The organism is Streptomyces sp. NRRL B-24572, from assembly GCF_002156145.1.
GTDB classification, from domain to species: Bacteria; Actinomycetota; Actinomycetes; order Streptomycetales; family Streptomycetaceae; genus Streptomyces; species Streptomyces vietnamensis.
In genome coordinates, this window is the sequence record NZ_MWIG01000114.1 from 1 (window position 1) to 24,183 (window position 24,183).

The following is a 24,183-nucleotide window of genomic DNA, read 5'->3' on the forward strand; positions in this document are numbered from 1 at the left end:
GTGCCGATGACGTACGCGCCGCGGGCCTTGGCGATCTGGACGGCGAAGTGGCCCACGCCGCCGGCCGCGGCGTGCACGAGCACCCGCTCGCCGGGCCGTACGTCCGCCGCGTCGACCAGGGCCTGCCAGGCGGTCAGCGCGGCGAGCGGCAGGGCCGCGGCCTCCACGTGGGTGAGGGACTTCGGCTTCGGCGCGAGGTGGCGGGCCGGCGCCACGACGTACTCCGCGTATCCGCCCGCCTGCCGGGGGAACAGCGGCATCCCGAAGACCTCGTCGCCCGGGTGGAGGTTCCCGACGCCCGGCCCCACGGCCTCGACCGTGCCGGAGACGTCCCAGCCGAGGACCGGCAGCGGGCCCCATGCGATGAGGGCGCCGCTCGCGCGGGTCTTCCAGTCCACCGGGTTCACGCCGGCGGCGTGGACCCGCACGAGGACCTCGTTCAGGCCCGGCTCCGGGCGCTCCACCTCGTGCTCGACGAGCTTCTCGGGACCGCCCCACTGCTCCACGACCACCGCGCGCATGCTTCCGCCTCGTTCCTTCTCGGTCGGTGTCCGCCGGAACCCTTCCGGCGGCGACCCGTTCACGATCCCGTTCCGCGGCCCCTCACGGTGTTGGCCCTCTGGCCACTATGTGACAGGATTTGGCCATGACCGAGATGGCCCAGAACGAGCCGGTGCACCGCGTCGCGGTGCTCGCCCTGCCGGGAGTGCCGCCCTTCGAGCTCGGCATCCCCTCCCGCGTCTTCGGCAGCGTCCAGGACGCCGAGGGCCGCCCCCTGTACGAGGTCACCGTCTGCACCGCCGACGGCGCGCCCGTCCTGAGCGACGCGGGTTTCGTCGTCCAGCCGGCGGCGGGCCCCGAGGCGCTCACCGCCGCCGACACCGTCGTCGTCCCGCCGACGCACGCCATGCCGGAGCTGGGGCGGGGCGGCCCGCTGCCGCCCGAGGTCGCCGAGGCCATCGCCGGGATCCGGCCCGGCACCCGACTGGTCTCCATATGCTCAGGGTCGTACGTGCTCGCCGCCGCGGGTCTGCTCGACGGCCGGCCGGCCACCACCCACTGGAATCTGGCCCCGGAGTTCCGGCAGGCGTATCCCGAGGTCAAGCTCGACGAGGAGGTGCTCTTCGTCGACGACGGCGACGTCCTCACCTCGGCCGGGGTGGCCGCCGGGGTCGACCTGTGCCTGCACATGATCCGCCGCGACCACGGTGCCGCGGCCGCCAACCGGGCGGCCCGCATGTGCGTCGTACCGCCGTGGCGGGACGGCGGGCAGGCCCAGTTCATCGACCGGCCCGTGCCCGAGCCGACCCTCGCCAGTACGGCCGCGACGCGCGCCTGGGCCCTGGAGCACCTCGGGGAGCCGCTCACCCTCGGCCGGCTCGCCGAGCACGCCCGGATGAGCCTGCGGTCGTTCACCCGGCGGTTCCGGGACGAGGTCGGGATGACGCCCGTGCAGTGGCTCACGGCGCAGCGCCTGGAACTGGCCAAGCAGCTCCTGGAGACCACCGACCTCCCCATCGACCTCGTGGCGCACCGGGCGGGCATCGGCTCCGGCAACTCCCTGCGCGCGCACATGCGCACGGCCTTCGGCGTCTCGCCCGCCGCCTACCGGCGCGCGTTCGGCGCCTCCGACCCCGTCGGCGCGGCGCGGTGAGCGCTCGGACGGGCGCTACGGGGTGAGCCAGCCGCGCAGGAGACGGCTCACGGCCGGCATCGCCACGTACGTCATCAGCACGTTGAAGACGCAGGCCACGACCGCGCTGCTGAGCAGCAGGGGGAGCGCGGTCAGACGGGGCACGAGGAACAGGCTGCCGAGCACGGAGATCGGGTAGATCGCCAGGGTCGCGCTGATCGCCATCTTCCACCGGGGCGGCGCGGGGCGCGTCGAGCCCGGCTTGGCGAACCAGGTCTCCATGCCGGTGAGCCTGCGCCGCGCGATCTCGGTGTGGTGGTGCCCCTCGCAGTCGGCGAACCAGGCCGCCCGTTCGGGAGACTCCTGCCAGGCCCGGCAGGCGTCCGCGTCCCGGAACCGGTGCACGAGGAACCAGGGCGCGTCACCGCCGGAGGAGCGGAAGAGGCCGTGTCCCAGGTGGCCGGGGAAGGTGGCCGCCGTATCGAGGATGCCCCGCGCCCACCGCTCGAAGGCGGCTTCGTGGCCGGGCTCCACCCGGCGGGCTATCAGGAGGGTCACCTCGCCGGTGTCGGCGGGGACGGTGGCGTGCTCAAGGTCGACCGCGGTCACACATGCTCCTCGTGATCACGCCGCGCCCGCCCCCACTGTACGCGTTGCGGGCCGCGGGCCGAGGTCACCAGCCGAAGCGGCGGTCGACCACCGCGGCGAACTCCTCGAAGCTCAGGACGCGGTCGCCGTTCTGGTCGGCCGCGTCGAAGAGGGCCGCCGAGTCGTCGACGTCCCCGACTCCCCAGAAGGGGATCACGCCCTGCGCCGCCAGGGTGGGCCCCTTCTCCCGCAGCGCGCGGATGACCTCGGTACGGGTCAGCGTGCCGTCCTGGTCGAGGTCGAGCGCGTCGAAGAGGATGCGGGCCTTGTCGCTCATCACGTGTCCTGTCCGGTGGGGCCGGGCGCGGGTGCGTCCGGCGCATCGTGTGGGGGAGGACGCGCCGACCGCCTCCGGGGTTGCGTCCCCGTACGGGCAGGCGGCGTTCAGCCCTCGCCGCCGCGCTCGGCCGCACCCGCCGCACGGCCGAGTGCGGCGAGGAGCAGCTGGAGTTCGGCCTCGACGAAGTCGGTGGCGGTGTCGGTGGCGAGGGGCTCCTCGGGGGTGGACGCGGCCGGCCGGGCGAGGAAGACCGACCGGGCCGCGACGGTGCCGATCAGGACCAGGGTCAGGACGCCGATCTGTTCGGGCCCCATGCCCCGGATCGGCTCTCCGCGGCGAACGGCCTGGGCGATGAGGGCGTCGAGCTGCTCGCGGACCATCAGGTACACGTCGTCGTGGAGGATCTGGCGCAGCTCCGCGTCGTGCGCGGCCTGGCCCATCAGCGACAGCAGCGCGGGGCCGGTGGAGGCGCCCAGGATCCGCTGTTTGCGGACGAGGAACTCCCGGAGGTCGCCTTCGAGGGAGCCGGTGTCGATGCCGCCGAGTTCGTCCAGGGCGATGCGCCGGGCCACGGCGCCGGCGAGCGCCTGCTTCGAGGGCCAGCGGCGGTAGAGGGAGGCGGTGGAGGCGCCGGCACGCCGGGCCACGGCCGTGGTGGTGAAGGCGGCCCATCCCGACTCGTTCAGCACCTCGACCGCCGCGTCGATCAGAGCCGCGTCCACCCGCGGGTCCTTCGGCCGTCCCTTCGGCGCGGTGTCGTCCCTGGTCGTCATGGACCGATTCTCTCGCATCGCGGCACGCGCCCTCTCCCCTCCGCTACAGTAAACGAAAAGCTTTCGTTTCGTATTGAGGTGTGTGACTCCATGCCCACGACGACACCCGGCCGGGTCCTTCCGACCGCCACCCGGATTCCCGAGTCGGTCGCCGGCGCCCGGCGCCTCTTCGCCTCCGGAGCGACCCGCCCGCTTCCCGCCCGCATCCGCTCCCTGCACGCGCTGCGCGCGATGGTCACCGAGAACGAGGCCGCGTTCGAGGCCGCCCTGTGGAGCGATCTCCACAAGAACCGGGCGGAGGCGCAGTCGACCGAGATCGGCGTGGTCCTGGCCGAGCTCCACCACACCCTGCGGCGGCTGCGGGGGTGGGCGCGACCGAAGCGCGGTCCCGTTCCCGTGGCGCTGTGGCCGGCGCGGGCCCGGCTGGTGTCCGAGCCGCTCGGCGTGGTGCTGGTGATCTCCGCGTGGAACTACCCGGTGCAGGTCCTGCTCGCCCCGCTGGTCGGCGTGCTCGCCGCCGGGAACACGGCGGTGCTCAAGCCGAGCGAGCTGGCACCGGCGACCTCGGAGCTGATGGCCCGGCTCGTGCCCCGCCACTTCCCGGACGGCGTGGTGCGCGTCGTCGAGGGAGGAGTGCCGGAGACCACCGAACTCCTCGCGCAGAAATTCGACCACATCGTGTTCACCGGAAGCGGGACGGTGGGCCGCGTCGTGATGCGTGCGGCGGCCGAGCACCTGACGCCGGTGACCCTCGAACTGGGCGGGAAGTCACCGGTGTGGTTCGACGACGACGCCCATCTGCACCAGGCGGCCCGCCGCCTGGCGTGGGCGAAGTTCACCAACGCCGGGCAGACCTGCGTCGCCCCGGACTACGTGATGACCACACCGGACCGGGTCACGGCACTCGTCGCCGCGCTCGAGGCGGCGATCGAGGACATGTGGGGCGCCGACCCGCGCGCGGGCCGGGACTACGGCCGCATCGTCAACGAGCGCCAGTTCGACCGCCTCGTCGGCCTCCTCGACGGGGCGGACGTGGTCGTCGGCGGCGAGCGCGACCGGGCGGAGCGCTACCTCGCACCCACGGTCGTGACCCTTCCCGTCGGCACGGGCAGCACGGGAATCGGCCCGGACGCGGCGTACCCCGTGCTGCGCGAGGAGATCTTCGGCCCGATCCTCCCGATCGTCCCGGTCGCCTCCGCCGAGGAGGCCGTCGAGGTGATCAACGGCTGGGACGAGCCGCTCGCCCTGTACGTGTTCAGCTCCTCCGCCCGCACCCGCCGCCTGTTCGAGCAGAACACGTCCTCCGGCGCGGTGGTCCACGACGCGGGGATCGTGCACGTCGCGACGACCGGGCTGCCGTTCGGCGGAGTCGGGGCGAGCGGCATGGGCGCCTACCACGGTGCGTACTCCTGGCGCGCCTTCTCCCACCTCAAGCCCGTCCTGAGGAAGCCGCTGACGCCCGACACCCTCCGCTTCGTACAGCCCCCGTTCGACGGCCTCGGACTCCGCCTCGTCAAACGCCTGATGCGTCACGGTTGGGGTTAGGCTGACGCGGTAAAGGCCGCTGGGGGGCGGGTCGTTGAACACGACGGGGGACTCGTGTCGGAACACTTGGGTCGTGGCGCGCCCGCAGCGCTGCCCCCGGCGCTGCGGGCGTCGCTCGGGCCGATCGCCGTCCTCGCCGCGGCGGCGGCCGCCGCACTCGGGGGCCTGTACGCCGGCCACGGCGGGCCCGGCAGGGTGGACCGGTGGGTCCAGCCGATGGCGGAGGGCGTGCGGCCGCCGTGGTGGGACGTCGCCGACGCCCTGGACTTCCTGGGGGAGCCCGTCGGAGCGGCGATGTCGGTCCTGACCGCCGTGGCGGCCTGCCTGCTGCTGCGGCGTCCCCGCGCGGCGGTGCTCGTCGTCGCCGGCTCCGGCGCGACCGTGGCGACGACGACGCTGCTCAAGCCCCTGATGGGACGCACCATCCACGGCGGGTACCTGTCCTACCCGAGCGGGCACACCGCCTTCCTCAGCGCGCTCGCCCTCATGGTGGCCCTGCTCGCGGCCGGCCGGCTCGGCCTCGGCAGGGCGGCCGGCACGGCACTCGTGCTCGCCGCCTCGCTGGTCGCCGGCGCCGCCATGGGCTGGGCGCAGGTCGTCACGGGCGCGCACTACCCGACCGACACCCTCGGCGGCTGGTGCACCGCCCTCGTGGTGACACCGGCGACCGCGTGGCTGGTCGACCGGATCGCCGACGACGGTCGGTGGCGGCGCCGCTGAGGGGCGACGGCGCCACCGCCGACGTCACGTCACCTCATGCCAGGCGGCGGAACACCGGCTTCACCGGCCGCCCGGCCAGCCACGGCGTGGGGTCCCCGGCGTCCAGCGCCTTCCGGTACACCGCACACGCCTGGGCCACCACCTCGACGGTGCGGTCGATGTCGGCCTCGTCGAGCGCGCTGCTCACCACGAACGACGGGGCGAGCACCCCGCCCGCGAGGAGCCGGCGCAGGAACAGGGTGCGGTACTCCTGCGACGGCCGCCCGTTCTCGTCGAGGGTGGCGAAGACCAGGTTGCTGGCCCGGCCCCGTACGACGATGTGGTCACCGACGCCCATGCCGGCCGCCGCCTCGCGGACGCCGGCGGCCAGCCGCTCGCCGAGGGCGTGCAGCCGCGCGGTGATGCCCTCCTCGACGTAGGTGGTGAGCACGGCCATCGCGGCGGCGAGCGAGTGCGTCTCCGCACCGTGCGTGGTGGACAGCAGGAACACCCGGTCGCCGGAGTGCCGCAGCCCGCCCCGCTCCATCAGCTCGCGGCGCCCGGCGAGCGCGGAGACGGCGAACCCGTTGCCCAGCGCCTTGCCGAACGTGGAGAGGTCGGGGACGACGCCGTACAGCCCCTGGGCGCCCGCCTCCGACCAGCGCAGGCCGGTGATCATCTCGTCGAAGACCAGGACGCAGCCGTGCCGGTCGGCCAGCTCGCGCAGGCCGGCGAGGTACCCGGGCGGGGGCTCGGTCTGGCCTGCGGGTTCGAGGATCAGACAGGCGACCTCGTCCCGGTACCGGGTGAGCAGCTCCTCCGTGGCGGCCAGGTCCCCGTAGGGGAACGCCACGGTGAGCTCGTTGGTCGACGCCGGGATGCCGGCCGACATCGGCGTGGTGCCGATGAACCAGTCGTCGACGGAGAAGAACGGATGGTCGCCGCAGATCGCCACCCGCGGACGCCCGGTGACGGCGCGTGCGAGGCGCACCGCGGCGGTGGTGACGTCGGAGCCGTTCTTCGCGAACTTCACCATCTCGGCGGTCGGCACCGTGGCCAGGAAACGCTCCGCCGCCTCGACCTCCAGGACGGACGGCCGGACGAAGTTGCTGCCGCGGTCGAGCTCCCGCCGCACCGCCTCCAGGACGCGCGGATGGGCGTGGCCGAGGCTGACCGACCGCAGGCCGGAGCCGTACTCGATGTAGCGGTTGCCGTCGATGTCCCACACATGGGCACCGCTGCCGTGACTGATGACCGGGGCCAGGTGCTCGGGGTACTGGTCGTCGCCCTTGGCGTAGGTGTGCGCGCCCCCGGGGATCAGGGCGTGCAGCCGCTCGTTCGCCTGCCGCGAGCGGGGCAGGAGGAACTCTCCGGTGTCTTCGGTGTCCATGTTGGTCTCACTTCTCCGCTTGCTTCAGGGCCTCGGCGAGGCTCGGCGCCTCCCGGTCCCGCCGGGACATCGAGGTGACCGGCAGCGGCCAGGGGATGGCGAGCTCCGGGTCGTCGAAGGCGATCGTCACGTCCTCGGCCGGATCGTGCGGGCGGTCGATCCGGTACGAGGTGTCGGCGGTCCCGCTCAACGCCTGGAAGCCGTGCGCGCACCCCGCCGGGATGTACAGGGTCGTCTGCGTCTCGCCGGAGAGCTCGAAGGTGGCCACGTTCCGGTACGTCGGCGAGCCCGGCCGCAGGTCGACGACGACGTCGAAGATCCTCCCGTACGAGCAGCGCACCAGCTTGGCCTCGCCGGCGCCCGAGCGCAGGTGCATGCCGCGCAGCACGCCCCGGACCGAGCGGGACACGCTGTCCTGGACGAAGGCGTACGGGTCGAGGCCCACCGAGCGGACCACGTCGACGTCGAAGGTGCGGCAGAAGAAGCCTCGCTCGTCGGCGTACGGCGTCGGCTCGAAGAGGAACGCGCCGGTGATCTCCGGGACTTCGGTCGCTTTCATGAGGCCTTCCGGTACGCAGGGAACAGGGTCGTCGTCAAGGTGGTGAAGTGGTGGGCCAGTTGCCGTGCCGCGGCCCGGTTCCGCTCGGCGAGGGTCTGTCGTAGCTCCGTCGATCGCTTCTCCAGGTCCCGGAACTGTTCGAGCAGCCGGTCGGCGTCGACCTCGCGCGCCGGATGGCAGTACGCGCCGAGGCCCATCCCGGTCATGAGCGCGTCGCTCTTCGCCGCATAGGTGACCGCGAGCACCGGCGTACCGGTCTTCAGCGCGCAGATCAGATTGTGGTAGCGGATCGCCACCACGCTGTCGGCGGCCGCCATCTCCTTCATCAGGTCGGCGAGGGAGGACGTCTCGGCGGCGGTGACCAGCGGCGAGTCCACCGCGTCGAGGATCGCGGCGACCACCGGCCGGTCCACCTCGTCGCCGGTGAGCAGCCGGACCGGCCTGCCGTCCTCGACCAGCGCACGGACGAAACGGATCGTCCCGTCGAGGTAGCGCCGGTGGATCTCCTCGGCCCGGGCACGGTCGTCATTGCCCCCGTGGAAGGCCATGACGCCGACGCAGACCACGCCCGGCGGGTCCGAGGGGGCGCTCGCCGGCGGCACCGGCAGGGAGAAGGCGAGGTCCGGGTGGACCTCGTCGCGCGCGGTGTCCACGCCCATCGCCCGCATGGCGTCGCGGGACTGGGCGTCCCGGTACGAGCGGTACGCGGCCAGGCGCGCCGACCAGCGCACCAGGGCCCGGGTCGGCCGGTCGGCGATCGGCGCGGCACCGACGCCGACCAGCGCGACCGGGGTGCGAAGGAGCCGACCGGAGGCGCAGAGCAGGAACAGCGCGTACGGGAAGCCCCACGGCCGCAGCGGCAGCGTGGCCTCCAGGACGCCCATGCCCGGCACGATCACCACGTCGTGCCGGCGCACCCAGGCGGCGGTGCGGAAGGCGTCGACGAGCTTGCCCAGGCCCTTCCCCGCGACCGCGCCCGCACGCGAGGCGGTCCGGTACTCCCCGCGGTACCAGTGCAGCCGCGTCGCGGGGATCCCGAACGTGGCCGCGACGGCCTCGGGGCCGCCGCACAGCGCGTCGACGACCGCCTCCGGGTGCTCGGCGCGCAGGTACCCGAGCACGGCTTCGAGCGATCCGTCGTTGCCGAGGTTGCCGGAGCCGAGGAGACCGAAGACCCCGACGCGCACCGGCGTCATGCCTTCCTCCCTGCGCGGCCCTCGCGCCCGGCGACGAGCGCGTCGACGGAAACGCTGAGCAGGGCCGGGTCGACCGGCGCGCGGTCTTCGACCCGCTCGCCGGCGCTCGGCCGGGCCCGGCTGGCCGCCCACTCGACCAGGTGGCGGTAGCAGGCGCGCCGGTCGGCCGCGGACAGCGGCGCCCGCCGGATCGCGTCGACGAAGCCCCAGACGTACTCGGCGAGCAGCCGGGGCGTCGGGTGCAGCAGGCCCGCCCGGCGCGGGTCCAGGTTGACGCACCGGGAGCGCTTGGACGGGTTGGCCCGCTCGGCGCGCGTGGGGTGGTCGCGGCGGAAGTACAGCAGCTCCGGCACCTGGTGGAAGGGCCCGTGCAGGCCTATCTCGGAGACGAACGTGCGGTCCGCGTGGTGATAACTGTCCATCGGCTTCACCCGGCGCAGCACATCGGCCCGGATCACCCCGTAGAAGTCGTCGCCGCCGGGCTCGAACAGCATGCTGCGGAAACGCACCGGCGCCTTCGGGGAGGCGGTGGCGAGCCCGTACTCGTACGGGACCTTCACCTGGCCGTCCTCGTCGATGACGGCCTGGTCGGCGTGGGCGAGGATCACCTCGGGCCGCTCGTCGAGCGTCTCCACGCAGCGCCGCAACAGGTCCCGGGCGTACAGGTCGTCGTGCGAGGCCCACTTGAAGAGCTCGGTGCGGCACTCGGCGAACACCCGGTTGTGGTTCGGCGTGGCGCCGATGTTCCGGGGCAGCCGGACGTACCGGACGCGCGGGTCCCGCGCGGCGTACTCGCGGGCGATGTCCTGGGTCCCGTCGGTCGAGGCGTTGTCGGAGACGACCAGCTCGAAGTCCCCGTAGGTCTGGCCGAGGAGGGCGTCGAGCGATTCGGCGAGGTACTCCTCGCCGTTGTACACGGGCAGGCCGACGGTCAGCCTGGGTCGGGCGGTCATGAGGTCCTCACTTCGGGGATCGAGTTCACGTGGTGCTCGCGCCGGCCGGCGCGCAGGTGCAGCCACCACACGGCCGAGCTGCCGACGGTCGCGGCGGCGACGCCCCAGGCCGAGCCGACCGTGCCGGCCACGACCGCCCCGCCGAGCCCGCCGCCGGCGTAGCAGACGGAGGCGAAGAGCTGGGCGCGCAGGCTGCGCCGGGCCGCGCCGAGCGCGCGCAGACCGGCCGCCGCGCCGGTGCCGAGGCCGGCGCCCGCGACACTGAGCGTGGCCGGCACGATGAGCTCCGAGGCGGAGTGCCAGACGCCGCCGAGCACGAGCTCGCCGAGCCCGTCCGGTACGAGGAGCAGCGCCGCGCCCCAGAGCAGCGCGGCGGCGGCCTGCCCGCCGCCGAGCAGCAGACAGAACCGGCCGAGCCGGTGCGGGGCCTGCCGCAGCACCCGTGCCGCCTCGGCGACGGTGACGAGCGACAGGCCCATGAGCAGGGCGAGGAACGGGCCCTGCAGGAGTTCCGCGCCCCGGACCGCGCCCACCGCGCCGACGCCGGCGATCGCGCCGAGCCCGTACGCCCGCAGCTGGCCCGCGCCGCTGAGGCTGCTGTTCTCCACGAGGTAGCGGTAGCCGAGATCGCGCTGCTCGCGGAGCCAGCCGCGGGCCTGCGCGACCCGGGGCCGGATGCCGGACTGGAGGGAGCCGTAGCCCGCGGCCACCGCCGCGGACCCGCCCCAGGCGAGCACGAAGGCGGCCACGCTGCCCACGCGGTCCGCCACGACCATGGCGGGGACGAGCGCGACGCCCCACACCAGGTCGTTGACGAACGCCTTCTTCCCGGCGCCGGCCGCGAAGAAGGCGAACCGCCAGGCGTCCTGGAGCAGCAGCCCCGGCAGGACGACGCCCAGGCAGGCGAACGCCGGCCCCACGCTGCCGCCGAGCGCGAGCCCGACCAGGAGGCACACCGCGCCGACGGCGGCACCGAGACCGAGCGCGGCGCCCGACGACCGGGCCACCGCCGCGCGCCAGGACGCCTCCGGCACGGCGCTGAACCGCACCATCAGCGGGTCGGTGGCAAGGCCGCGGGAGGCGCCGAGCACCACGCCGTACGTCACCCAGGCCAGGCTGAACACGCCGAACGCGGTCGGCCCGAGGGAACGCGCCACGTAGACACCCACCGCGAAGTTGCTCATGCTGGAGGCCGCCTGGTCGGCAAGGCCCCAGGACAGGCGGCCGACGACGGCCCGCCGGGCGGACCCGGCGGGTGTCGTCGTCTTCTCCTCCTCGGTGGTCATCGGCGTCATGCCTTGATCAGTTCGGCGGCGCCCAGGGCTTCCGCCGCGGCGGCGACGGTGTCGAACGGCAGCCCGGACCGCTCGGCGACGTCGAGCAGGCTGTGCTCGCCGTCGGAGAGACTGAGCACCCAGAGCATGGCCATCTGGGCCTGCTTGGTGTCGCTGCGGCCGCCGAGCGCGTCGTACAACCCGCGCCGGCCCAGCTGCGGTTCGCCGTAGGGGCTGAGATTGACGTACCGCCGGTTGCGGTCGAGGACGGCGAACGCCTCGCGGCAGACGGCGAGCGTGTCCGCCATCGCCTCCGGGGAGACGAAGTCCGGGTTGTCCGCCGAGGTGTGGTACTCGGGGTAGCCGGCGTACGGGGTCCGGGTGAGCGAGCCCACCCCGAGGTCGAACCCGGGCGAGCAGAACTGCCGCTCGTCGTAGCCGTACGGCGTGAACTCGTTGATGCGGTGCGGCCGTTCGGAGGTGGCGAGGACGTACTGCATCACCCGGTCGATCTCCGCGTCGCCGCGCCTGCTCCGCTTGTACGTCAGGCTGCCCCGGTCGCCCGCGCAGGCCAGCACGACGCCGTGCTTGACCCGGTCGATCCGCTCCGCGTTCCGGGCCAGCCAGGTGATCGCCCCGATCGTGCCGGGCGCGAACAGGAAACGGTAGGTGTGGTACGGCTTCCGCTCCGCGAGCTCCCGGGCCAGGAACACCGCCACCGCGACGCCGGCCATGTTGTCGTTGGCCAGCGACGGGTGGCAGACGTGGCAGGAGACGATCACCTCGTCGGCGACCTGCCCGGGGACCACGTGCTCGGCGTAGGTGAGGTGGCCGTCGGCGAGCGTGGAGTCGATGCGCACCTCGTAGTCGCCGTCCGGCATCGCGTCCAGGGTCTCCTGGGCCAGGCAGAACCCCCATTCCGGCTTGTAGTAGCTGGTGCGGTACGGCACCCAGCTCGGGTGCTCCGGCAGCGTGTGCAGGTGTCCGCGCAGCTCGGCCAGCGGCATGGTCGCCGCCACCGGCACGCTGTAGCCGAGCACGTGCAGGCTGGACGCGGCGAAGTCGACGACCCGCTCGCCCGTGGAGTCGGCGATGTACGCGTCCCGGATGTTCCACTCCTGCGGCACCGTCCAGTCGAGCACCTGCGTCCCGGTCGGCACCTCGTGCACCTGCAGCGGGATGTACTCGCCGACGATGTCCAGGGTGGCGCGCACGCCGTCGCCGGTGATGCTCCGGCACAGCGGGTACAACCGCTCCACCAGCGCGTGCATCTCCTTGCCGGGATCGGACACGGTCATCGGCGCCACCGCAGGGTGTCGTCGACGGCACCGGCCTCGGACGCCGAGCGCAGCACGGCGAGGCGGGTGAAGCGCCGCTCGAAGTCCTCCCGGGTCAGCCCGTGCTTCCGGTAGGCGTCGGCGAGTTCGAGCGCGCCCCGCTCCACCGTCCACTCGCAGTCGAAGCCGGGGATCGCGGCGCGGAACCGGGAGAAGTCCACCCGGTACGACCGCGGGTCGGCGCCGTTCTCCCCGGTGATCCGCACCTTCGCGCCGTCCACCGCCTCGGCGACCCGCTCGGCGATCTCGGCGACCGTGACGTTGTTGGCCTCGCTGCCGATGTTGAACGCCCGGTCGTGCACGGCCTCGCGCGGCGCGGTCAGCGCGGCCGTGAAGGCCCGTGCGATGTCGGCGGCGTGCACCAGGGGGCGCCAGGGGGTCCCGTCGGAGAGGACGAGCACCTCGCCGGAGAGGAGGGCGTGGCCCACCAGGTTGTTCAGGACGATGTCGGCGCGCAGCCGGGGCGAGTAGCCGAAGGCGGTGGCGTTGCGCATGTACACCGGGGTGAAGTCGCCGTCGGCGAGCGCGTGCAGGTCGTCCTCCACCCGCACCTTGGACTCCGCGTACGGCGTCACCGGGCGCAGCGGGGCGTCCTCGCCCACCAGCTCGTCGCCGCCGGCGGCGCCGTAGACGGAGCAGGTCGACGCGTACAGGAAGCGCCGTACCCCGGCGTCGCGGGCGAGACGGGCGAGCCGCACCGACGCGTGGTGGTTGATGTCGTAGGTGAGGTCGGGCGCCAGCGATCCCAGCGGGTCGTTGGACAGCGCGGCCAGGTGGATCACGGCGTCCACCCCGGCCACGTGCTCGGCCGTGACGTCCCGCAGGTCCACCCGGTGCCCTGCCGGGTCGGCCGGCGACGGACCGAGGACGCAGTCCGCGAACAGGCCGGAGTCAAGGCCGACGACCTCGTGCCCGGCGGCCGTGAGGACCGGGGCCATCACGGTGCCCAGGTAGCCCTGGTGTCCGGTCAGCAGTACGCGCAAGGTTCATTCCCCCAGATCGAAAGTGCCGAGATCGAGCGTGAGTTTGGTGACGGCGAACGCCTCGGCGTAACGCGCCTGGCATTCGATGCCGCGAATCCGGGCGAGGCCGAGGAAGGCCTCCCGGTCGTACCAGGGCCGGTGCCGCTGCGAGGCGTAGTGCTCCTGCAACAGCCGCACCTTCTCTTCGGCGACCTCCGGCGACAGCGGCTGGTACGCCGACATGCGGCCGAGATCGCCGTCCCACTTGACGATCTCGTAGCCCAGGACGAGATGGTCGCGGAAGGCGGTGGGGATCAGCTGCGCCAGGCCCCGGTGGTCCTGGTGCGCGTCGTCGGTCCGCGGGGCCAGGATCAGATCCGGTTCCGTCCCCGCGCGCAGCTCCTCGACCGCGGCCTTGGCCTCGTCCCAGTGCACGGGCATCCGACCGTCGGGCAACTTGAGGACGGTCAGGTGCAGGTCGGCGCCCGGGCAGAAGGCGGCGAGCGCGGCCCGCTCCTCCTCCTCCCGCTCGCCGCCACCGCCGGAGAGCACCAGCGCGTCGACCCGGATGCCCGGCCGCGCGAGGCACAGCGTCAGAAGGGTGCCGCCGGCGCCGATGGCGATGTCGTCGCAGTGCGCCCCCACCGCGACGATCCGGTCCAGGCGGCCGGTCCTGAGCCGGATCACGCGCCCACCCCGGCGTCGTCCCGCTCCCACACGGCCCACGGCCGGTCGCCCCGGGCATAGGCCTCGTCGAGCGCGGCCCGCTCCTTCACGGTGTCGGTCGGCTTCCAGAAGCCACGGTGCTGGTACGCCGCCAGACGGCCCTCCTTGGCCAGGCCCGAGCAGCCGTCGGCGACCAGGTCCCCGTTCTCCGGTATGTGGTCGAAGACCTCCTGGCGGAGCACGAAGTAGCCGCCGTTCTCCCACAGCGGCATGTCGGCCACCGCGGTGATGCCCCCCACCAGGCCGTCCTCGCCCAACTCCACGCAGTGGAAGGAGGACTGCGGCGGCACCACCATCATCGACGCACCGGCGTCGCGCGCGGCGAACCGGTCGATCATCTCGTCCAGCGGCGCGTCGGTGAGCACGTCGGCGTAGTTGGCGAGGAACATCTCGTCGCCGTCCAGGTGGTGGCGCACCCGGCGCAGCCGCTCCCCGATCGGAGACTCGATGCCCGTCTGCGCGAACGTGATCGTCCAGTCGGATATGTCGGTGGACAGCAGCTCGGTCCGCCCGCCCCGCAGCACGAAGTCGTTGGACGTCGTCTCCTCGTAGTTGAGGAAGAAGTCCTTGATGTGGTGGGCCCCGTAGCCGAGGCACAGGATGAACTCGGTGTGCCCGTAGTGCGCGTAGTAGCGCATGACGTGCCAGATCAGCGGCCGCGGGCCGACCATCGCCATCGGCTTGGGCACGTCGTCTGCGGTTCCGTTGCGCATCCGCATCCCGTAACCGCCGCAGAACAGTACGACCTTCATCGCGCGACCTCGACAATGCTCAGTTCCGGGATGGGGAAGACAAGGCGGCCGCCCCACTCGTGCACGAAGGACAGCTGCTCGACCAGCTCGGCCCGCAGGTTCCACGGCAGGACGAGGACGTAGTCCGGCTTGTCCTCGGCGATCCGCTCGGGCGGCAGGATCGGGATGCGGGTGCCCGGGGTGTACCTGCCGTGCTTGTAGGGGTTGCGGTCGACCGTGTACGCGAGCAGGTCGGGCCGGATGCCGCAGTGGTTGAGCAGGGTGTTGCCCTTGCCCGGGGCGCCGTAGCCGACGACCGTCTCGCCGCGCTCGGCCGCCTCGATGAGGAACTTGAGCAGGTCCCGGCGCACCTTGGCCACCCGGGCGGAGAACTCGGCGTACCCGGACAGTTCCTGCAGCCCGGCGGCCTTCTCCCGGTCGAGGACCTCGGTCACCCGGCCGGACGGCTCGCCGGCCACCGCCGAGGGCCGGGCCCACAGCCTGATGGAGCCGCCGTGCGTGGGCAGCAGCTCGACGTCCACGAGCGTGAGCCCGCCGCTCGCGAGGGCCCGGATCGCGGAGGCGACCGTGTAGTACTGGAAGTGCTCGTGGTAGATCGTGTCGTACTGGTTCTCCTCGATCAGCGTCAGCAGGTGCTGCACCTCGATGGAGACCCAGCCGTCGTCGGCCACCAGGGCGCGAAGCCCCTGGGTGAAGCCGACGACGTCGGGGATGTGCGCGTACACGTTGTTGGCCACGACCAGGTCCGCCGGGCCGTGCTCGGTGCGGACGGCCGCGCCGGTGTCCGGGGACAGGAACTCCGTGAGCGTGGGCACGCCCGCGTCCCGCGCGGCGGCGCCGACGTTCACCGACGGCTCGATGCCGAGGCAGCGGATCCCCCGGTCCACCACGTGCTTCAGCAGATAGCCGTCGTTGCTCGCGACCTCGACCACGAAGGAGTCGGGGCCGAGGCCCGCCCGCTGCACGGCGTCGGCGACGAACACGCGCGCGTGCTCGACCCAGGAGGTCGAGAAGGAGGAGAAGTACGCGTACTCCTTGAACGTCTCCTCCGGTGTGATCAGCGGAGGTATCTGCGCGAGCCAGCAGTCGGTGCAGATCCGCAGGTGCAGCGGGTACGCGGGCTCCGGCCGGTCCAGTTGCTCCGCGGTCAGAAAGCTCTCGCACGGCGGGGTCGCCCCCAGATCGACGACGCTCTCCAGCGCAGCCGAGCCGCAGAGTCGGCATCGTGTCATCTACTTCCCCCCATCTCCGCTCGCGCGGGTGACCCGTCGCGAGTCGGCGTTGTCGTTCCCCACCGGCGGCGCGCTGTGCCCGCCGCCCGACCGCCCCGCGATCGCGGTGCGGTACTCCTCCAGCAGGCGCTCCAGGCCGACGGCGGGGCTGAACCCCTGCTCGTAACGGCGCCGGGCCGCCCGGCCCATCTCCTGGTTGCGGTCCGGCTCGGCCGTGATCCGGCGTATGCAGGACGCGAGCGAGGCGGGCTCGCCCGGGCGGTGCAGCAGCCCGGTCACCCCGTCCTCGACGAGCTCGACGAAGCCGCCGTGGCCGGCGGCGACGGCCGGGACCCCCGCCGCCATCGCCTCCGCGACCACCAGGCCGAACGTCTCCCTGGCCATCGACGGAGCCAGCACGGCGACCGACCGCGCGACGGCCTTCCGGACCTCCGCCGGGTCGTACAGGCCGGCGTACCGGACGTCGTCCCGGCCCGCCGCCCAGGCGGTCACCTCCCGCTCGAGCGGCCCCGCGCCGGCGAGCACGAGCGGCACGCCCACCCCGCCGTCCGCGGCGATCTCGTCCCACGCGGCCATGAGCAGCCGCACGCCCTTGGTCTCCGCGAGACGGCCGAGGAAGAGCAGATGCTCACCGGCACCCGTCCGGACCGTGCCCGGGTCGGGCACGAAGTTGTGCTTCACCGTGAGGCGTTCGGCCGGCATGCCGGACCGCACCAGGAGGTCGCGCTGCGCCGCGGAGATGCAGAAGAACCGCTCCACGCCCGACCACCACCGCCGCCGGTTGACCGACAGGCCGACCGCGAGCGGAACCGTCGCGAGCCGGGAGTTCCGGTAGCAGCCGTGCCGGATCGCGGGCAGCGACGTCGCCGACCCGACGCACTCGGTGCACGGCCGGCCGTCCCGGTGCAGCGTGCCGGGCGGGCAGACCTGCGTGTAGTTGTGCAGCGTCGCGACGACGGGCACGCCCACGTCGGCGCACGCGGCGAGCACCGCGGGCGAGAGCAGCGGGAAGACGTTGTGGACGTGCACCACGTCCGGCCGCTCGGCGCGCAGCCGGGCGGCGAGCTCCGTACGGACCGCCGGGTTCCACGGCACGAGCAGCGGCACCGCGGCCTTGCCGAGCAGGGAGCGGGCGGCGATGTCGTCGCTGCGCCGCTCGAACAGCTCGACGCGGTGGCCGGCCGCGCGCAGCAGCCCCACCTCCTCGTCGACGACCCTGTTCTCCCCGCTCGGCTGCGCCGAGGAGTAGCGGTTGTGCACCACCAGGACATGCATGCTCAGATCACCTCCGGGCCCATCGAGGGACGCGTCGTCGGGGAATGTCGGACCTTTGACGGGGAATGCCGGCCACCGGGAGCGGGGCGGCCGGGGCGGGCGCCGCGAGCAGCGAGGCGGCCAGGGCCAGATGCAGCAGATACGCCGAGGCGTCGCCGAGACCGACCTCGGTGTACGAGGAGATCGCGCAGTAGCTGATCAGGAAGATCGCGCAGGCCCTCGACAGCGAGGGCGGCCGCAGCAGCGCGATGCCGCCGAGCGCGAGGAGGAACGCCGCCACGACGGCGACGCCGAGCAGCCCCTGCTCGTTGTAGACGGCCAGCCAGCTGTTGTCGATCGGCAGCCCGTCCCACGACTTGTCGCCCAGGCCCAGGCCGAAGACCGTGTCCCCGGTCGTCCGGGGCGCCGAGAGGAGGGAGTCCCAGACCTTGGCCCGGCCGGTGAGGTTGGAGAAGTTCTCCTGGCTCTGCCCGCGCAGGAACCACGTCCGCAGCGCGGAGCCGAACACCACCGCGGCCACCGCGGCGCACAGCACCGCCCAGGCGAAGAACCGGCGGGCGGCGCCGCTGGTCAGGAAGAGGGAACCGATCGCCAGGACGAGCCCCATGATCATGCCGAGCGTCGCCGTCCGGGTGTGGGTCATCGCGAGCAGCACGAACGACGGCACGATGACCACCGCCGCGCCGGCCACGGTGGTCCGGCGGCCGAGGAGCAGCAGCACGGAGAGCCCGATGATCACCGCGGAGTACTGTCCGATCTGCGGCGGCGTCAGCGGCCACAACGCGCCCACGAGACGCCCGCCGTAGTACTCGGGCATGGCCGTGCCCGGCGAGATGACCAGGCCGGCGGCCACCAGGACGAGCACCGCGAAGTACCAGCGGATGTGGTACCGGACGAACCTCAGGCTGCCGTCCCACCAGCGGCTGAGCAGCCACAGCGTCCCGACGAAGAGCGCCAGGCGCGCGCAGCGGAACAGCGCGCCGGCCCCGACGCCCACGCTGGAGATCAGGCTCGGCACGAGCAGCAGGGTCAGCAGGAACACGAAGGCGCTGGGCCGGATCCGCAGCCGGAGGTTGACCGTGAGCGCCAGCGTGAACGCGCCGACCAGCGCTCCCATCGTGAGCATCTGGATGAGGGAGCGGGGGATCGGGACGATGGTCTGCGCCCCGGCGGAGCCGAGCACGTTGAGGGCGAGGAGCGCCCAGGCCGCCCCGACCGCCTTCGGGGTGTGGTCCGTGCCCGCTTCGACGGCCGCCGGCATGGTGTCCGTACGCATCTCAACCACCGTCCTGCGTACGGAAGGCGCTGCCCGCGTCCTGTCGGTACGGCGCGTCCTGCCACTGCCCGGGGGCGAGTGTCCGGCCCGCGTCGTGGGCGACGAACGTCCACGGCCCGACGTACACGTTGTCGTGCCAGCGGTTGTCCTGGTGGAGGGTGATCGCCCGGGCCACCCGGTCGCCCTTGTACGGCGACCAGTCCGGGGAGGTGCCGTCGTTGGAGAGCACCGCCATCCGGTCGCACAGGACCGTGCAGTCGAGGACGGACTTGTCGAGGACGAAGCGGTTGCCGTGGATGTCCACCCGCTGGGTCTTCCACCGGCAGTCGGCGTAGAGCGGTGCACCGGCGATCGCGGGCTGCACGCAGCGCTTGACGTCCTTCACCAGCAGGGTGCAGTAGCCGGTCGAGGTGTTGGCCGGGCTGTTGCAGAACCGGTCGGCGTTCTCCCACAGGGTGATCCCGGACCAGTTGTTCTCCAGCAGGTTCCCGTAGATCTCGATCCTGTCGGTACGGGCGTGGATCCGCGGCTCGCCACCGGCCTCGGAGACGTAGACGGTCGCGTACGGGAAGTCGTCGCCGTCCTTGGCGCCCGCGCGGCCCTCGACCCAGTTGTTCCGCCGGATCGTGTTGTTCCGGATGACCGCGTTGTAGCTGGTCTCGTACATCAGCGCGGCACCGTCATTGGCTTCGAGGACGTTGTCCTCGAAGAGGAAGTCGTTGTTGTTGTTGTCCGCCCACAGCCCGACGCCGCGGTTGTCGTGCACCCAGTTGCCGCGGATGTCGGCGCCGTCGACCGCCCAGAACTTCATGCCTCCGGTGCAGCCGCAGCCCGGCTGCCTCCGCTCCCAGTCGTCGGTGTTGTTGCCCGTGATCTCGTTGCCCTCGACGACCAGGCCCTTGATGGAGTCACCGGCCTTGTAGGCGTTCATCGCGTACTGCCCGTTGTCCCGCAGGCAGCTGGAGCGGACCTGCTGGCGGGCACCGGCCATCAGCCCGGCACCGGAGTTGTCCCGGATCGTCGCGTGCTCGATCACCCATCCGTCGGCCGAGTCGTGGTTGACCACGCCCTCGTCCTGCGGCGCGGTGAAACCCTGCACGGTCAGGTACTTGATCGTGACGTCGCGGGCGGTGCCGCCGAACGCGTAGTCGTTGGTCTTCGCGCCGTCGAGCACCGCGCCCGGCGCCCCGAGGTACGTGTTCCCCTCCTTGGGCAGGACCTGGTCGTACTCGCCCGGGTCCAGCCTGTGCCGGCCAGGCCGCAGCCAGAACGTGGTGTGCGGGGGGCTGTCCTCGGTCTTCGCGGCCAGGTCACCGACGACCCCGGGGTCCACCGTCACCGCGCCCGCCGGCGCCTGCGCCGGCCCGGCCGCGGGCTCGGCGCACACCCGGGCCACGGCCACGGACGCGGACGTCGAAGGGCCGGCGGCCGGCTTCGACCCCGCGTCCGGCGCGCCGCTCTCGCAGCCGGTCGCCGTGAGCAGCGCAAGCGCAAGCAGTGCCGCCGGCACCGCCCGGTGCCGCCACGTGATCCCCAAGGTCCTCCTCCCTAGCCGTGGAACCCGAGTACGGTCACGAACTCCGCGCCGCCGGCGGAGCCCGTGCCGAGGAGCGTGGTGGCGGGCTCCTTGCGCCCGAAGCCCGCGGAGTACCAGCCGAGCGGGGGCTCGGTCTCGCCGCGGTGCGCCCGCCAGGACAGCTGCGCGGGCAGGTCGAGCACCGCGGAGCGGTCCTCGCCGTCCACGGTCCAGGTGAGCACCGCCCGGCTCCCGACCAGCTCGACGGCGATCGCCGGGCCGAGGTGGAACGCCAGCTCCACGGCCGTGCGCGGGTCGCCCCGCACCTCGTCGACCACCCGCAGCTCCCGGCTCGCGGCCGTCAGCTCCACCCGGCGGCGGTGCACGGAGGGCCGGTAGCCGTCGTGCTCGGCGCACCAGCGGGACACCTCGGGGTTCGAGGTGTCCGCGACCAGGACACGGCTCTCGGCGTGCCGGGTCCAGAGGAACGGGCCGCCGGAGACGGACTGGTCACGGCCGTCGAGCCGCAGGGTGTTGTGGCCGAGGGTCGACCGGAAGTACTGCCGCCACTCGGGCTGCCCGTGGTAGCAGAACGTCCCGGGGTCGGCGAGCACGTCGACCCCGTCGTGCCGGACCTCCACGGACAGGGCGTCCGCGTGCCCGTGCGAGGCGATGGACAGGAAGCCGTGCGGGCCGCCGTCGCAGCGGACCCAGATCTCTCCCGGCGCTCTCATGATCGTCATGCCCGCGTCGGGGAAGTGGACCGGCCGGCTCTTCGGCCGCTTCACGGCCGGTTCCGCGGGCCTGAGGAGAGCGGCGAGCAGCGGGGTGCGCACATCGGTGCCGGTCACCTCCGGCCACCAGGCGAGCCGGCCGAACACGGCGTCGCCGGTGGCGAGGAGCGAGCCCCAGCGATCGGTGCCCGCGCCGTCCACGACCAGTCCGTGCCCGTCGTCCGAGTCCCCCTGGCGCGGCGGCCGCAGCCGGCCGTCCACGACGGCCGCGAGCGCGTCGGTCATCCGCAGCAGCACGAGCCGGACCGTCGCGGGCACCGGCACGCCGGCGGCGTCCGCCTCGGCCAGCGCGGCCAGGCCCAGTTCGAGGACGAGGCCGTGGTACTCGGAGGCCAGCTCGCGGTTGAGGCCGGACAGGAAGGTGTTGCTCCGCAGATGCCGGTCGAGGGACCGCAGCGCGTCCTCCCGCCAGCGCGCCGAGGAGGGGAACCAGCCGAACGCGCAGGCCGCGGCGAACTGCCCGGCGGCCTCGGCGATGACGTGGTTGTTCGCCGAGGAACCCCGGCTGGGGAACGCGGCCAGCCAGCGCTGGTGGTACCAGATCTGGCGGAGCGCCACCGGGTTCTCCTCGAAGAGACCGGCCGCACCCGGCCAGCCGTCGAGCAGCCGGCGCACCCACACCCAGGAGAGCAGCCGGATGCCCAGCTCGATGCCGCTGGTCCAGTGCACCCCGCGCAGCGGCGGGTTGCCCGCCCACCACGACCGCAGGTGATGGGCCACCCGCTCCGCGTACCGCTCGTCCCCGGTGACCGCGTAGGCGGCGGCGAGCACGGTGAGGTACTGGTGCCGGGACAGCTCCCAGATCTGCTTGATGTCCCCGACCGTCTCCTCGTCCCGGTACGGCACGTCGAAGGCGTACCCCGACGGGGCCCGGCGCCCGGTCTTCGGGTCCAACCACCAGTCCGGGTCGGCCAGGTCGTCGCGCTCCACCCCGAAGTACTCGGCGTGCCCGGCCATCAGCCGGTCCGCCTCGGCGACGAGGCGCTTCGCGGCGTCCGGAGCCACCCCGTCGAGCGCCCCGGCGGGGAGTACGGCGGTGAACCGGGCGCCGGTCACGCCCGGGAAGTCCGGCCGAGCCGTGCGCCACCGCCGCCTGCGCACCGCGTCGACCGCCCGGCCGCCGACCTCCTGCGGCCCCATGGCGGACAGCCGGCGCAGGTACCAGCCCGCGCTCATCGTCATCGGCGCTTCTCCAGCGTCACCGGCGTGCCGCCCGCCAGGCCGGCCGGCACGGCGAGGGTGGCCGCCGTGGTGGCGACGAGCGACTCCAGCGGCACCGGCATCGGCCCGCCGGTCCGCACGGCCCTGACGAACGCGGCCAGTTCGGCGTTCTGGCCCTTGTCGCGGGCCTTGGGCAGCCGCGAACTGACCCACTTCTCGGGACCGTACACCGAGGCACGCACGAAGTCGTCGAGCCGCAGCACCTTTCCGTCGGCGACCAGGTCCAGGGTCTCCTTGGGGAAGCCGGACGCACCGGTGGTGACGTAGCTGATGGTGGCGGTGGAGCCGTCCGGGTAGCGCAGGACGACCTGCAGGTCCTCGTTGCCGGGGGTGGCCACCGCGTACACCGAGACGGGGTCGGCGTCGAGCAGCCAGCTCGCCGTGTCGATGAAGTGCCCGCCCTCGCCGGCGAACCGCGAACCCTCGCTGCCCTGCCGGAGGTACCAGCTGCCGTGCTCCAGACGGCCGGCGTTGACCAGGTAGCGGAGGTTCGCAGGACCGGTCCTGGCACCGAACCGCTTCTTCGCCTCCTGCAGCAGCGGCGCGAACCGGCGGTTGAAGCCCACCTGCAGCCGGTCGTTGCCGGACTCCTCCACCGTCGCCAGGACGCCGGCCAGCTCGTCCTCGCTGAGCGCCAGCGGCTTCTCCACGAACACGGCCTTGCCGGCGAGCAGCGCCTTCTTCGTCAGGTCGGCGTGCGAGCTGTGCCGGGTGACCACGAACACCGCGTCGATGGACGTGTCGCCGAGCACGCCGTCGAGGTCGGTGGTGGCCCGGGCGAAGCCGAACTTCCGCTGTGCGTTGGCCGCGGACAGGGCCGTCGTGGTGACGACCGTGGACAGCTCGACGCCCTCGCGCCCGGTCAGGTGCGGAAGCAGCATCGACGTGGCGTAGTTTCCGGCGCCGACGAACGCGAGCCGTACCGGCGACCCGGCGGGCCGGGCCTTCGTCCGCCCGACGTTCACCGCGGGCACGGCCACCGCCGGCGCCTCCGCGGTCTTCTCCGTCTGCTCGGCGTACCGGAACAGCACGGCCACGGCCTTCAGCTCGCCGTCCTTCAGCGACCGGTACGTCTCGACGGCGTCGTCGAAGGCGGCGACGTGGGAGACCAGGGGCTCCACGTCGACGCTGCCCCGGGCCATGAGGTCGAGGAAGCACGCCAGGTTCCGGCGCTCGGTCCAGCGCACGTAGCCGATCGGGTAGTCCCGGCCCTCCAGTTCGTACTCCGGGTCGTAGCGCCCCGGGCCGTAACTGCGGGAGAACCGGACGTCGAGCTCCTTCTCGTAGTACGCGTTCCACGGCAGGTCCAGACGGCACTTGCCGATGTCGACGACCCGCCCGCGGTCCCGGCACAGCCGGGCGGCCAGCTCGACGGGCTGGTTGCTGCCGCCACCGGCCGCCAGGTACACCTGGTCCACGCCGTGACCGCCGGTGAGCTCGGCGACGGCGGCCTCCACGGAGGCCGACCCGGGATCGCCGCAGGCCGCGGCGCCCAGGCGCTCGGCGAGCTCGCAGCGCGCCGGGTCGGGGTCGGCGCCCACGACGCGGACCCCCGCGGCGGTGAGGAGCTGCACCACCAGCTGCCCGATCAGACCGAGGCCGATGACGAGCGCCACCTCGCCGAGCTGCGGCTCGCCCTGGCGGACGCCCTGGAGCGCGATGGACCCGACGGTGCCGAAGGCCGCGTGCCGCGGCGCGAGGCCGTCCGGCACCGGGGTGTAGAGGTTCTTCGGCACCCAGTTCAGCTCGGCGTGCAGCGCGTGCTCGTTGCCGGCGCAGGCCACGAGGTCGCCGACCTTCACGTCGTCGATCCCGGCGCCGACCTGCTCGACCACCCCGCACAGCGAGTACCCGAGGGGCGTGTACGAGTCCAGCTTGCCCATCACCTTGCGGTACGTGGCGGGCACCCCGTTGGTGGCCACGCTCTGCACGACCTTGGCCACCTGGTCGGGGCGCGAGCGGGCCTTGCCGAGCATCGACATCCCGGCCTCGGACACCTTCATGAGCTCGGTGCCGGTGGATATCAACGAGTAGGCGGTCCGGACGAGGACACCGCCCGGCTTGCACCCCGGCACCGGCACGTCGAGCACGGCCAGTTCGCCGCTCTTGTAGTTCTGTACGACCTGTTTCACCGAAGTCCTC

General features: G+C 73.1%; 22 protein-coding genes. 3 read left to right on the forward strand and 19 right to left on the reverse strand.

All coding sequences use genetic code 11. The annotated features are described in order from the left end of the window. The coding region (locus CCN56_RS07120; protein ID WP_143664448.1) for an NADP-dependent oxidoreductase at window positions 1-521 on the reverse strand (521 nt) is incomplete at its 3' end. 125 nt (window positions 522-646) lie between these two features. Between CCN56_RS07120 and CCN56_RS07125 the strand changes: the two genes are divergently transcribed. Continuing rightward, window positions 647-1,654 (forward strand): GlxA family transcriptional regulator, encoded by a 1,008-nt coding sequence (locus CCN56_RS07125; protein WP_086824668.1) that lies wholly within the window; start codon window positions 647-649, stop codon window positions 1,652-1,654. Between the two features lie 15 nt (window positions 1,655-1,669). Here the strand turns inward: CCN56_RS07125 and CCN56_RS07130 are convergent, their stop codons facing one another. From CCN56_RS07130 to CCN56_RS07140, 3 genes are all read right to left on the reverse strand, one after another. After that, entirely contained in the window at window positions 1,670-2,242 is a 573-nt protein-coding gene (locus CCN56_RS07130; RefSeq protein ID WP_086824670.1) for an antibiotic biosynthesis monooxygenase, read from the reverse strand. A 64-nt stretch (window positions 2,243-2,306) separates the two neighbouring features. After that, window positions 2,307-2,558: an EF-hand domain-containing protein gene (locus tag CCN56_RS07135; protein WP_086824672.1), complete on the reverse strand. Its 252-nt coding sequence runs from the start codon at window positions 2,556-2,558 to the stop codon at window positions 2,307-2,309. Window positions 2,559-2,665: 107 nt separating this feature from the next. After that, window positions 2,666-3,334, reverse strand: a complete 669-nt coding sequence (locus tag CCN56_RS07140) for a TetR/AcrR family transcriptional regulator (protein ID WP_179199725.1) — start codon at window positions 3,332-3,334, stop codon at window positions 2,666-2,668. Window positions 3,335-3,424: 90 nt separating this feature from the next. Here CCN56_RS07140 and CCN56_RS07145 point away from each other — a divergent pair, with 90 nt between their 5' ends. Then, window positions 3,425-4,879: an aldehyde dehydrogenase family protein gene (locus tag CCN56_RS07145; RefSeq protein ID WP_086824675.1), complete on the forward strand. Its 1,455-nt coding sequence runs from the start codon at window positions 3,425-3,427 to the stop codon at window positions 4,877-4,879. Window positions 4,880-4,933: 54 nt separating this feature from the next. Beyond that, window positions 4,934-5,599 (forward strand): phosphatase PAP2 family protein, encoded by a 666-nt coding sequence (locus CCN56_RS07150; RefSeq protein ID WP_256961832.1) that lies wholly within the window; start codon window positions 4,934-4,936, stop codon window positions 5,597-5,599. 34 nt (window positions 5,600-5,633) lie between these two features. Here CCN56_RS07150 and CCN56_RS07155 read toward each other — a convergent pair whose 3' ends face one another. From CCN56_RS07155 to CCN56_RS07225, 15 genes are read right to left on the reverse strand one after another with little or no spacing between them, the layout of a single operon-like run. Beyond that, window positions 5,634-6,968, reverse strand: coding sequence for a glutamate-1-semialdehyde 2,1-aminomutase (locus CCN56_RS07155; protein WP_086824679.1), 1,335 nt, complete (start codon window positions 6,966-6,968; stop codon window positions 5,634-5,636). A 7-nt stretch (window positions 6,969-6,975) separates the two neighbouring features. Then, window positions 6,976-7,527: a dTDP-4-dehydrorhamnose 3,5-epimerase gene (gene rfbC, locus CCN56_RS07160; RefSeq protein ID WP_086824681.1), complete on the reverse strand. Its 552-nt coding sequence runs from the start codon at window positions 7,525-7,527 to the stop codon at window positions 6,976-6,978. Further along, a complete protein-coding gene (locus CCN56_RS07165; protein WP_086824683.1) occupies window positions 7,524-8,723 on the reverse strand; it encodes a polysaccharide pyruvyl transferase family protein in 1,200 nt (399 codons plus the stop codon). The genes rfbC and CCN56_RS07165 overlap by 4 nt, the downstream gene beginning before the upstream one ends. Beyond that, window positions 8,720-9,676 carry a glycosyltransferase family 2 protein gene (locus CCN56_RS07170; RefSeq protein WP_086824684.1) on the reverse strand — a complete coding sequence of 319 codons (957 nt, stop codon included), beginning with the start codon at window positions 9,674-9,676 and terminating at the stop codon, window positions 8,720-8,722. The genes CCN56_RS07165 and CCN56_RS07170 overlap by 4 nt, the downstream gene beginning before the upstream one ends. Continuing rightward, window positions 9,673-10,962 carry a hypothetical protein gene (locus tag CCN56_RS07175; RefSeq protein WP_373412835.1) on the reverse strand — a complete coding sequence of 430 codons (1,290 nt, stop codon included), beginning with the start codon at window positions 10,960-10,962 and terminating at the stop codon, window positions 9,673-9,675. The genes CCN56_RS07170 and CCN56_RS07175 overlap by 4 nt, the downstream gene beginning before the upstream one ends. A 5-nt stretch (window positions 10,963-10,967) precedes the next feature. Further along, complete coding sequence (locus CCN56_RS07180) at window positions 10,968-12,248, reverse strand: DUF4910 domain-containing protein (protein ID WP_373412836.1); 1,281 nt, start codon at window positions 12,246-12,248, stop codon at window positions 10,968-10,970. Continuing rightward, window positions 12,245-13,270 (reverse strand): NAD(P)-dependent oxidoreductase, encoded by a 1,026-nt coding sequence (locus CCN56_RS07185; RefSeq protein ID WP_086824690.1) that lies wholly within the window; start codon window positions 13,268-13,270, stop codon window positions 12,245-12,247. The genes CCN56_RS07180 and CCN56_RS07185 overlap by 4 nt, the downstream gene beginning before the upstream one ends. 3 nt (window positions 13,271-13,273) lie before the next feature. Then, entirely contained in the window at window positions 13,274-13,936 is a 663-nt protein-coding gene (locus tag CCN56_RS07190; RefSeq protein WP_086824692.1) for a PIG-L deacetylase family protein, read from the reverse strand. Further along, window positions 13,933-14,727 (reverse strand): sugar phosphate nucleotidyltransferase, encoded by a 795-nt coding sequence (locus CCN56_RS07195; protein ID WP_086824694.1) that lies wholly within the window; start codon window positions 14,725-14,727, stop codon window positions 13,933-13,935. Before CCN56_RS07195 ends, CCN56_RS07190 begins: the two co-directional genes overlap by 4 nt. After that, a complete protein-coding gene (locus CCN56_RS07200; protein ID WP_086824695.1) occupies window positions 14,724-15,959 on the reverse strand; it encodes a class I SAM-dependent methyltransferase in 1,236 nt (411 codons plus the stop codon). The genes CCN56_RS07195 and CCN56_RS07200 overlap by 4 nt, the downstream gene beginning before the upstream one ends. After that, window positions 15,960-17,234 (reverse strand): glycosyltransferase, encoded by a 1,275-nt coding sequence (locus tag CCN56_RS07205; protein WP_086824697.1) that lies wholly within the window; start codon window positions 17,232-17,234, stop codon window positions 15,960-15,962. 7 nt (window positions 17,235-17,241) lie between these two features. Continuing rightward, complete coding sequence (locus tag CCN56_RS07210; protein WP_256961833.1) at window positions 17,242-18,510, reverse strand: O-antigen ligase domain-containing protein; 1,269 nt, start codon at window positions 18,508-18,510, stop codon at window positions 17,242-17,244. Between the two features lies 1 nt (window position 18,511). Further along, window positions 18,512-20,047, reverse strand: coding sequence for a right-handed parallel beta-helix repeat-containing protein (locus CCN56_RS07215; RefSeq protein ID WP_086824699.1), 1,536 nt, complete (start codon window positions 20,045-20,047; stop codon window positions 18,512-18,514). An 11-nt stretch (window positions 20,048-20,058) separates the two neighbouring features. Then, entirely contained in the window at window positions 20,059-22,002 is a 1,944-nt protein-coding gene (locus CCN56_RS07220) for an alginate lyase family protein (protein WP_086824701.1), read from the reverse strand. Further along, window positions 21,999-24,173 (reverse strand): bi-domain-containing oxidoreductase, encoded by a 2,175-nt coding sequence (locus tag CCN56_RS07225; RefSeq protein ID WP_086824703.1) that lies wholly within the window; start codon window positions 24,171-24,173, stop codon window positions 21,999-22,001. Before CCN56_RS07225 ends, CCN56_RS07220 begins: the two co-directional genes overlap by 4 nt. Window positions 24,174-24,183: the final 10 nt, after the last annotated feature.